The 9,530-nt window shown below is 71.0% G+C and carries 9 protein-coding genes; 1 reads left to right on the top strand and 8 read right to left on the bottom strand.

What is annotated here, in order from left to right:
- Positions 1 to 81: 81 nt before the first annotated feature.
- Both UW392_RS52660 and UW392_RS52655 read right to left on the bottom strand, forming a co-directional pair.
- Positions 82 to 417, bottom strand: coding sequence for a hypothetical protein (locus tag UW392_RS52660; protein WP_320782568.1), 336 nt, complete (start codon positions 415 to 417; stop codon positions 82 to 84).
- On the bottom strand, positions 414 to 860 hold the full coding sequence (locus UW392_RS52655) for a hypothetical protein (protein WP_320782567.1): 447 nt from the start codon (positions 858 to 860) through the stop codon (positions 414 to 416). Before UW392_RS52655 ends, UW392_RS52660 begins: the two co-directional genes overlap by 4 nt.
- Positions 861 to 1,014: 154 nt before the next feature.
- On the opposite strand from UW392_RS52655, the gene UW392_RS52650 reads away from it, so the two are divergent.
- On the top strand, positions 1,015 to 2,055 hold the full coding sequence (locus tag UW392_RS52650) for a helix-turn-helix transcriptional regulator (protein WP_320782566.1): 1,041 nt from the start codon (positions 1,015 to 1,017) through the stop codon (positions 2,053 to 2,055).
- Here the strand turns inward: UW392_RS52650 and UW392_RS52645 are convergent.
- The 6 genes from UW392_RS52645 to dnaK form a co-directional block, all read right to left on the bottom strand.
- Entirely contained in the window at positions 1,961 to 3,121 is a 1,161-nt protein-coding gene (locus UW392_RS52645) for a helix-turn-helix transcriptional regulator (protein ID WP_320782565.1), read from the bottom strand. The genes UW392_RS52650 and UW392_RS52645 overlap by 95 nt on opposite strands.
- Positions 3,122 to 3,462: 341 nt before the next feature.
- The gene (locus tag UW392_RS52640) at positions 3,463 to 4,605 is read right to left on the bottom strand and encodes a sugar ABC transporter substrate-binding protein (protein ID WP_414497556.1); all 1,143 of its coding nucleotides are present in this window, start codon (positions 4,603 to 4,605) and stop codon (positions 3,463 to 3,465) included.
- Between the two features lie 395 nt (positions 4,606 to 5,000).
- On the bottom strand, positions 5,001 to 5,453 hold the full coding sequence (locus UW392_RS52635; RefSeq protein WP_320782564.1) for a heat shock protein transcriptional repressor HspR: 453 nt from the start codon (positions 5,451 to 5,453) through the stop codon (positions 5,001 to 5,003).
- Between the two features lie 4 nt (positions 5,454 to 5,457).
- The gene (dnaJ, locus tag UW392_RS52630) at positions 5,458 to 6,648 is read right to left on the bottom strand and encodes a molecular chaperone DnaJ (protein ID WP_320782563.1); all 1,191 of its coding nucleotides are present in this window, start codon (positions 6,646 to 6,648) and stop codon (positions 5,458 to 5,460) included.
- A gap of 33 nt (positions 6,649 to 6,681) precedes the next feature.
- Positions 6,682 to 7,380, bottom strand: coding sequence for a nucleotide exchange factor GrpE (gene grpE, locus UW392_RS52625; protein ID WP_320782562.1), 699 nt, complete (start codon positions 7,378 to 7,380; stop codon positions 6,682 to 6,684).
- On the bottom strand, positions 7,377 to 9,242 hold the full coding sequence (dnaK, locus tag UW392_RS52620) for a molecular chaperone DnaK (RefSeq protein WP_320782561.1): 1,866 nt from the start codon (positions 9,240 to 9,242) through the stop codon (positions 7,377 to 7,379). Before dnaK ends, grpE begins: the two co-directional genes overlap by 4 nt.
- Positions 9,243 to 9,530 lie beyond the last annotated feature (288 nt).

Raw genomic sequence — 9,530 nt, 5'->3', positions numbered from 1 at the left:
CGGCGGCACCGTGTTCAGGTCACGGTGACGCCGCTGCTGGGGGGAAGCGCCTGAGCGATCTACTGCGACGGGGGAATCGCGTCAGGCACTGCGGGGGGTGGCTGCGATGATCTCGGCGGCCGGGGCTTCCGGCCGGGGGATCCGGTGGTCACGCTGGTCGAGATTGACGAAGATCATCCCGTACCGCACGGCACACCGTACTGGCTGCGGCGCGCCGCGCGGTCGCCGCAGACACCGGTAGGCCCGGATGTCCTCGTCCTCGTCCCGGGTGACCACCACCGGCTCGCCGAAGACGGTCACCATCAACGAGTCACCGCTGTGGGGGATGGCGGTGGCCAGGTCGATGAAGTGCCAACCGGAGCGGTAGGCGGTGGCCATCTCTCGACGGAAGGAGCGGTCGTCGGGCGGAATCGTCATACGTCTGCCTCCGCGACAGATGTCACACGGTTCCAGCCACTGTCGCCCAGGACGGAGGCGTCCCGGTCGCTGTCCGCCGGAGCCACGTTCCAGCCACTGTCACCCTGGACCGCGTCCCGGCCGCTGTCGGCAGGAGTAACGTTCCAGCCGCTGTCGCCGGCGACCGCGGGCACCACGTTCCAGCCACTGTCGCCCTGCGCAGAGGCGTTCCAGCCGCTGTCGACGGGAGCGGCGTTCCAGCCACTGTCACCCTGGACGATGTTCCAGCCGCTGTCGACCGGAGCCGTGTTCCAGCCGCTGTCCGCCGCCTGCACGGACCGCTGCGGCGGAGCAGGGTTCCAGCCACTGTCCGACTCGACCGCCACGTGCGCGTCCTCCGCGACGTGGACCGCACCCTCCACAGCGCCGAGGGCCAGTGCGGTGGAGAAGACGGCGGCAAGCATCGAACCAAGCAATCTCGCACGCATAGTCGGCTTCGTCCTCACTTGATGGAATCCTCTCCCCCGCAGAACAAGACGATGGCTCATTCAGGCATGTCAATGCCACAGGGACGATGCATCATGTTCCTGCATGTTCAGGACCCTGGGGGGTGGAGATATGAGCACAAACAACTCGAAACCGACACATCCCCATGCTGTCACTGAGTTGTGTGAGGAAGGGACGCGGCTTTACGCCCGCGCCCTGCGCTCCGGACGCATCAGCCGGGCAGATGTGGAACCGGCCCCGTGCCTGCTGGATTACGCGCTGCTGCATCCGGATCCCGACGACGCGAACTGGTTGCGTCCGGTTCCGGCCTCGGCCGCACTGGCACAGCGCCTGTATCCGCTGGAGCGCGAGATCCAGGAGCGCCGACGCCAGTCGATCGCGCTGACCGACTCCTTCGCGCCGTTCATCGCGCTGACCACGCAGAGCGCGGGCTCCACGCACGCCATCACCGTGCTGGAGGGCTTCGACCGGATCAACGCGGCGCTCGACACCGCCTCGGCCGACTGCCGCAGCGAGATGCTGACGGTGCAGCCCGGCGGCGCCCGCCCCGCCGACGCGCTCATGGAGGCCCTGGAGCGCGACAAGCCGCTGGCGGACCGTGGGGTCAACATCCGCACGCTGTACCAGCACACCGCGCGGCACAGCCAGAGCACCCTCGCCTACGTCGAGCGGATCTCGGACGGCCGGATCCAGGTCCGTACGCTCGAGGAGCTCATCGAGCGGATGATCGTCATCGACCGGACCGTCGCGTTCATCCCGGCCGGCGACGACCGGAGCGTCGCGCTCGAACTGCGTCACCCCGGTCTCGTGCGCTACCTCGCCATGGTGTTCGAACAGCTGTGGCAGCGGGCCGTGCCCCTGACCGAGGAGGTGCCGAACGACGTCGACCCCAACGGCATCACCGGTGTGCAGCGCTCGATCGCGAAGCTGCTCATCGAGGGGCACGTCGACGAGGCGATAGCGCGCCGCCTCGGGATGAACGTCCGCACCTGCCGGGCCCACATAGCCAAGCTCGCCGCCGCCCTCGGCAGCGGCAGCCGGGCCCAGCTCGGCTTCCTCATAGCCCAGTCGGGGATCCTGGACGATCCCCGACCGCCGCGGGAGGAGCGGTCGACGCCGCCGACGCCGGCGGCGGCGTGGACGGCGACGTGACCGGGAGCGGACCCCCGGCCGGCCCGGAGCCGGGCGGCCCGTCCAGCCCGGCCTGGGCGATCCGGACGCCCAGCTGCGTACGGCTGGCCGCGCCGAGCGTCTCCGACAGCCGCGCGATGTGCGCCCGGCACGTGCGGACGCTGATGCCGAGACGCTCCGCGACCACCGCGTCCTGGTGGCCCTCCGCCAGCAGGGCGGCGATGGAGCGCTCCCGGTGCGTGATGCCCTCGATGCCGGTGGCGGGCAGCGCGGCGCCCAGCGGGACGCCCAGCCGCCAGAGCCGTTCGAAGACCACGACCAGGAACTCGACCAGGGCCGGGTGACGGACCTCCAGGGCCATCGTGCGGTCCGTGTTGGCGGGGATGAAGGCCACCGACCGGTCGAAGACGATCAGCCGCTCCACGACCTCGTCCAGGGTGCGCGCCTCCGCCGCGTCGCCCATCAGCTCCATGTAGGTGTGCAGGCCCTGCCCGTGCCGCGCCACGTGCGTGTAGAGGTCGCGCATGCGCACGCCCCGGCGGCGCATCTCCAGCCCCCGGTGCAGGCCCTCGCGCAGCTCGTCCTCGCGGCGGATGCCGCCCGGCTGCACGGCGAGCACCTCCGACGTGCACGCCTGGGTCGCCTGGTCCATGGCGGCCCGGATGCGCGGCAGCCCGTCCAGCACGCGGATCGCCGTGCTCTCGGCCGCCGGCCGCACCCGGTCGCCGCCGAGGCCCGCGTACCACTCCACGGCCGCCACCGCCGCTCCGACCCGGTTCCGGCTCGCGCTGACCTCCTCGTGCACGCCGCGCAGCAGCCGGGCCATGACCTCCTGCGGGGCCGTGGGCACCAGCAGGTCCATGTCGTCCGGGTCGGGGTGCAGCAGCCCGAGGTCGACCAGGCAGGGCACCGCCGCCGCGTCCGCGCGCGGCACGCGTCCCAGCCGTACCGCCCGGGCGTACACGCGGTCCGCGGCCCCGCACAGCCGGTCGGCACCGTGGGGGTGCGTGTCCTGGTCCGCCCCGGGACGGCCACCGCCCGTCCCGTCACCGCCGTGCGGATAGGCGTCGGTCCCGTGCGCGGCCATCTCCACCCCTGGCTCCAGCGTTTTCGGCAGCGCAACTATGCGCGGCCCTTCCGGTCTCCGCAACACCGGCCCGGCGCACGGGCGGGCGGGACCGACCCGGAGGATCCGCCTTCCCCCCACCTCCGTCCGCACCGTTGCGACACGTCGACGGTACGACAGACCGCGCTCCGGACGGGGCGCCAGGTACCGCGTCGGCGCGGCCGGGAGACCGCGGGACCGCAGCGGAACGGGGGCCGGAACACGGACGCCGCCCCCGGTCGCAGCGGACCGGGGGCGGCGGGGCCGGGCGTACGGCCGGGGCGGCGGCGGGGCCGTCCCCGGCCGGCCGCACCGGGGCGGGATCACTTCAGGCCGATCTCCGCGCAGTCCTCCCGGTACTTCTCCGTGCAGATCTCCCCGACCGTGTAGATCTCGTCCGCGATAACCGTCTCCGCGATGTTCTTCCTGGTCAGCGCGGTGACGGGAACCAACTGGGCCGGGATGTCGGCCGTGGTCGGGGAGTCGACCTTGTCCCGGCTGAGGGCGTCGAACTCGATGGAGCGGCCCTGCACCAGGGCGACGGCCATCTCGGCGGCGGCGTTCGCCTCCTCCGGGTACGACTTGTACACGCTCATGAACTGGTCGCCCGCCACGATCCGCTGCACGGCGGCCAGCTCGGCGTCCTGCCCGGTGACGGGCGGTACCTCGGAGACCCCCGCGGCCTTCAGGACCTCGATGACCGCGCCCGCGATGCCGTCGTTGGCCGCGTACACCCCGGCGATCTCCCCGAGGCCGACGGAGGTGATCGCCGCCTCCATGTTGGCCCCGGCGTTCGCCGCGCTCCAGTCCTCGGTGTCGTAGGTCTTGGCGACCGTCACCTTGTCCTGGAACTCGGCCATCGCACCGGCCTTGAACTGCGCGGCGTTCGGGTCGGTGGGCGCGCCGTTGATCATGACGATCTTGCTGCCGGGGGTGGAGCCGAGCTCGTCCGCGAGCGCCCGGCCCTGCACCTCACCGACGAGCGTGTTGTCGAAGGAGACGTACGCGTCGATCGGGCCCTGCGCCAGCCGGTCGTACGCGATGACGGGGATCCCCGCGTCCTTCGCCTTCTGCACGCCGCTCGCGATCGCCTCGGAGTCCACGGCGTCCAGGAGCAGCACATCGACCTCGGCGTCGATCATCTGGTCCAGCTGGATGCCCTGCTCCGCCGCCTTCCCCTCGGCGTTGGCGTACCGGACCTCCCCCTCGCCGTTGGTCAGCTCGGCGACCTTCTTCTCGATGATGGGGAAGTCGAACTTCTCGTAGCGGGCGTTCTCCTTCTCCGGCAGGAGGAGGCCGACCGTGATGTCGTCGCCCTTCGTGGGGCTCGCCCCGCTCTCGCTCCCCGCGCCGTCCATGACTCCGCAGGCGGCGAGGGAGAGGGTCATGGCGGACACGGCCAGGGCGGTGGCGTTCCGGCGTACGACGCGTCGACGTATGCCGAAACGGGTGTTACGGGTGTTCACATCAGATGCCTTCCGGGGCGTGGACGCAGCAATGCGGCCCAGTGGCTGAAAGCCGACGCGGCGATCACCTCAGCGCCAAGGAGTGCTCACTTAACGAGATGACGACAGCGGTCTGTGTTATCGGTGTGAAGAGAGTAGAGCGTCGAGAGCCCGGAAAGGTCTCATCTTCTCCACTTCGTAAGCCAATTCGCGCCATCGTGATCGACCCCGACACGTCAACCGCCCGTTACCGACCGGTGCGCCAGCGTTTGTCCGGGCGGAGCGGGACCCGGGTACGGAATCGGGCCACCGGGGCCGCCCCTGACCGGTTCCGTCCGTCAGCGCGCCGCGGGCACGCGAAGGGGCCCGGAGGCTCCATGGCCTCCGGGCCCCTTCGACCGCGTGGGACGCGGGTGTCAGTCCGAGGACTGCCGCCCCTTCGGGCGCCACACCACCAGCGCGCTCGTCTGCTGGACCTCCTGGTACGGCACGAGGTCGCGGCGGTACGAGGCGTGCACCGCGGCCTCGCGCTGCTGCATGGCCACGGCCGCGCCCTCCACCGCCGTCTGGAGCTCCGCCACCCGGTTCTGCAGCGCGACGACCTGGTTCTCCAACTCGATGATGCGCTTGATCCCGGCGAGGTTGATGCCCTCGTCCTGCGACAACTGCTGCACCTGACGGAGCAGTTCGATGTCGCGGGCCGAGTAGCGCCGGCCCCGGCCCGCGGTGCGGTCCGGGGAGACCAGACCCAGGCGGTCGTACTGACGCAGCGTCTGCGGGTGCAGACCGGAGAGCTGGGCCGCCACCGAGATGACGTAGACCGGGGTCTCCTCGGTCAGCTGGTACGGGTTACGTCGACGGCCGTCCATCTGGTCATGCTCCCTTCGCGGCCTGGAACAGCTCCGCCCGCGGGTCCTCCCCCGCGGTCGCCTCGCGGTACGCCTCCAGGGCGTCACGCGCCTTGCCCGACACGTCCTTCGGCACCGTCACCTCCACGGTGACCAGCAGGTCCCCGCGGGTGCCGTCCTTGCGGACCGCGCCCTTGCCGCGGGCTCGCATCGTGCGCCCGTTGGGCGTGCCCGGCGGCAGCTTCAGGGTGACCGGCGGCCCGCCCAGCGTGGGGACGCGGATCTCCCCGCCCAGCGCCGCCTCGGGATAGGTCACCGGCACCGTCACCGTCAGGTTGTCGCCCTTGCGCCCGAAGACCGGGTGCGCGTCGACGTGCACGACCACGTACAGGTCGCCCGCCGGGCCGCCCCGCTCGCCGGGCGCGCCCTTGCCGCGCAGCCGGATCCGCTGCCCGTCGGAGACGCCCGCGGGAATGCGGACCTGCATGGTGCGCGAGGACTTGGCGCGCCCCGACCCCTTGCAGATGTCGCACGGGTCCTCGGAGATGAGGCCGCGGCCCTTGCAGTCCGGGCAGGGGTCCGTGAGCGAGAAGCCACCCCCCGAGCCGCGCGCCACCTGCCCCGTGCCGACACAGGTCGGGCACACGCGGGGCGTGCCGTTCTTGTCGCCGGTGCCGGAGCAGGCCTTGCACGGCGCTTGGCTGGACATGCGCAGCGGTACGGTCGCGCCGTCCACCGCCTCGGTGAAGCTCAGCGTGACCTCGGACTCGATGTCCTGGCCGCGCCGGGGCTGGGTGCGCGCGCCGGAGCCCGCGCCACCACGGTTGAACAGGCCCCCGAAGACGTCACCGAGCCCGCCGCCGAAGCCGCCGGCACCCTGCGCTCCCCCGCCCTGGGCGCCGCCTCCGAAGAGGTCGCCCAGGTCGAAGTTGAACGATCCGCCTCCGCCCGCGCCGGGGCCGGGACGGAAGCCGCCGTTGCCGAACAGGGCGCGCGCCTCGTCGTACTCCTTGCGCTTCTTGGGGTCACCGAGGACGTCGTTCGCCTCGGAGATCTCCTTGAAGCGCTCCTCGGCCTTGGTGTTGCCCTTGTTGGCGTCCGGGTGGAACTCGCGGGCGAGCTTCCGGTACGCCTTCTTGATCTCGGCCTCGGTGGCGTCCTTGGGGACGCCGAGGACCTTGTAGTAGTCCTTCTCGATGAAGTCCTTGGTACTCACCCTCGACGTCCCTCCTCCCTCGTCGGTCCGGCGTCAGCCCTCGTCCGGGCCACCGCTCTCCTTGTCGTCGCCCGCCGCGTCCGTCCCGCCCGCCGCTCCGGCCGCGCCGGCCGCGCTGTCGTCGGATCCCTCGGCCTTGACCGTCTGCGCGCCCGGCTGCGGCTCGGCGACGGCCACCCGCGCGGGGCGGATGGTGCGCTCGCCGATCCGATACCCCGGCTGCAGAATCGCCACGCACGTCGTCTCGGTGACGTCCGGGGCGTAGGAGTGCATCAGGGCCTCGTGGATCGTCGGGTCGAAGGGCTCGCCCTCCTTGCCGAACTGCTGCAGGCCCATCTTGGCCGCGACGGTCTCCAGCGACTCGGCGACGGACTTGAAACCGCCCACCAGTTCGCCGTGCTCCCGCGCGCGGCCGATGTCGTCGAGCACGGGCAGGAGCTCGGTCAGGAGGTTCGCGATGGCGATCTCCTTGACCGCGATCCGGTCGCGCTCGACCCGGCGGCGGTAGTTCTGGTACTCGGCCTGGAGCCGCTGGAGGTCCGCGGTGCGCTCCCCGAGCGCGGTACGGGTCTGGTCCAGCTGGGCCACCAGGGCCACGTCGCTCGCATCCCCGGCCGGGGCCGCCCCCTCCGCGGGGGCGGCCTTCGGCTCGGCGTCGTCGGGGGTCGCGCCGGAGGGGACGTCGGGCTGCTTCGGCTGCTGCTCGTCGAAGCCCGGGGTCTCCTCGGTCACGCGGCACCGTCCTTGCGGTCGCGGTCCTCGTCGACGATCTCGGCGTCGACCACGTCGTCGTCGGCCTTGCCGGCACCCGCGCCCGCACCGGCGGCACCGGCGTCGGCGCCACCCGCGGCCTGCGCGCCCTGGGCGTCGGCGTACAGCGCCTGGCCCAGCTTCTGCGAGACGGCGGCGACCTTCTCGGTGGCCGTGCGGATCTCGGCGGTGTCCTCGCCCTTGAGCTTCTCCTTCAGCTCGGCGAGGGCCTCCTCGACCTCGGACTTGACGTCGCCCGGGACCTTGTCCTCGTTGTCCTTGAGGAACTTCTCCGTCTGGTAGACGAGCTGCTCGCCCTGGTTGCGGGACTCGGCGGCCTCGCGGCGGCGGTGGTCCTCCTCCGCGTACTGCTCGGCCTCCTGGCGCATCCGGTCGACCTCGTCCTTCGGCAGCGAGGAGCCGCCGGTGACGGTCATCTTCTGCTCCTTGCCCGTGCCCAGGTCCTTCGCGGTCACGTGCATGATGCCGTTGGCGTCGATGTCGAAGGAGACCTCGATCTGCGGGACGCCACGCGGGGCCGGCGGCAGACCGGTCAGCTCGAACATGCCGAGCTTCTTGTTGTACGCCGCGATCTCGCGCTCGCCCTGGTAGACCTGGATCTGCACGGACGGCTGGTTGTCCTCGGCCGTCGTGAAGATCTCGGACCGCTTGGTCGGGATCGTGGTGTTGCGCTCGATGAGCTTGGTCATGATGCCGCCCTTGGTCTCGATGCCGAGGGACAGCGGGGTGACGTCGAGGAGCAGGACGTCCTTGACCTCACCCTTGAGGACACCGGCCTGGAGCGAGGCGCCGATGGCGACGACCTCGTCCGGGTTCACACCCTTGTTGGCCTCCTTGCCGCCGGTCAGCTCCTTGACGAGCTCGGCGACGGCGGGCATACGGGTGGAGCCGCCGACGAGGACGACGTGGTCGATCTCGTTGAGCGAGATGCCGGCGTCCTTGATGACGTTGTGGAACGGCGTCTTGCAGCGCTCCAGCAGGTCCGCGGTCAGCTGCTGGAACTGGGCGCGGGTGAGCTTCTCGTCCAGGTGCAGCGGGCCCTCGGCGGAGGCCGTGATGTAGGGCAGGTTGATCGAGGTCTCGGTGGACGAGGACAGCTCGATCTTGGCCTTCTCGGCGGCCTCGCGCAGACGCTGCAGGGCCATCTTGTCCTTGGACAGGTCCACGCCGTGACCGGCCTGGAACTGCTTGACCAGGTAGTCGACGACTCGCTGGTCCCAGTCGTCACCACCGAGGTGGTTGTCACCGTTGGTGGCCTTCACCTCGACGACACCGTCGCCGATCTCCAGCAGCGAGACGTCGAACGTGCCGCCACCGAGGTCGAAGACCAGGATGATCTGCTCGTCCTTGTCGAGACCGTAGGCCAGGGCGGCCGCCGTGGGCTCGTTCACGATGCGCAGGACGTTCAGACCGGCGATCTCGCCGGCCTCCTTCGTCGCCTGGCGCTCGGAGTCGTTGAAGTAGGCCGGGACGGTGATGACCGCGTCCGTGACCTTCTCGCCCAGGTAGGACTCGGCGTCCCGCTTCAGCTTCTGCAGGATGAAGGCGCTCATCTGCTGCGGGTTGAAGTCCTTGCCGTCCAGGTTGATCTTCCAGTCAGTGCCCATGTGGCGCTTGACCGAACGGACCGTCCTGTCGACGTTGGTGACCGCCTGGCGCTTGGCGACCTCGCCGACCAGCACCTCACCGTTCTTCGCGAAGGCGACGACGGACGGCGTGGTCCTGGCGCCCTCGGCGTTGGTGATGACGGTGGGCTCGCCGCCCTCCAGAACGCTGACGACGGAGTTAGTCGTGCCCAGGTCGATGCCGACCGCACGTGCCATTTCGATTCCTCCAGCTGACTTGAGTGGAACGGGCTCAAGTGTGCATCACGATCGGCGCCGGGTCAACAGACCTGAGCCGAGGGGGCTCAACTCTTATGGCGCGCTTACACGCAACACGTGGTGCACGGCCCTCGCATGGGGTACCAACGACGCGCGGACGCGTGCGGTGCGGGCGCCCGACGGCGGGCGTACGGCGGCGGGCGCGCCCACGGCGACGACGCGTCAGGCCGTACGCTGCCTCGGCTCCGCGGAGCCGCCGGGGGACGGCACCGGACAGGGCCGACGGAC

Source organism: Streptomyces sp. CRN 30 (assembly GCF_034105845.1).
This window is presented reverse-complemented; position numbering and strand designations above follow the sequence as displayed.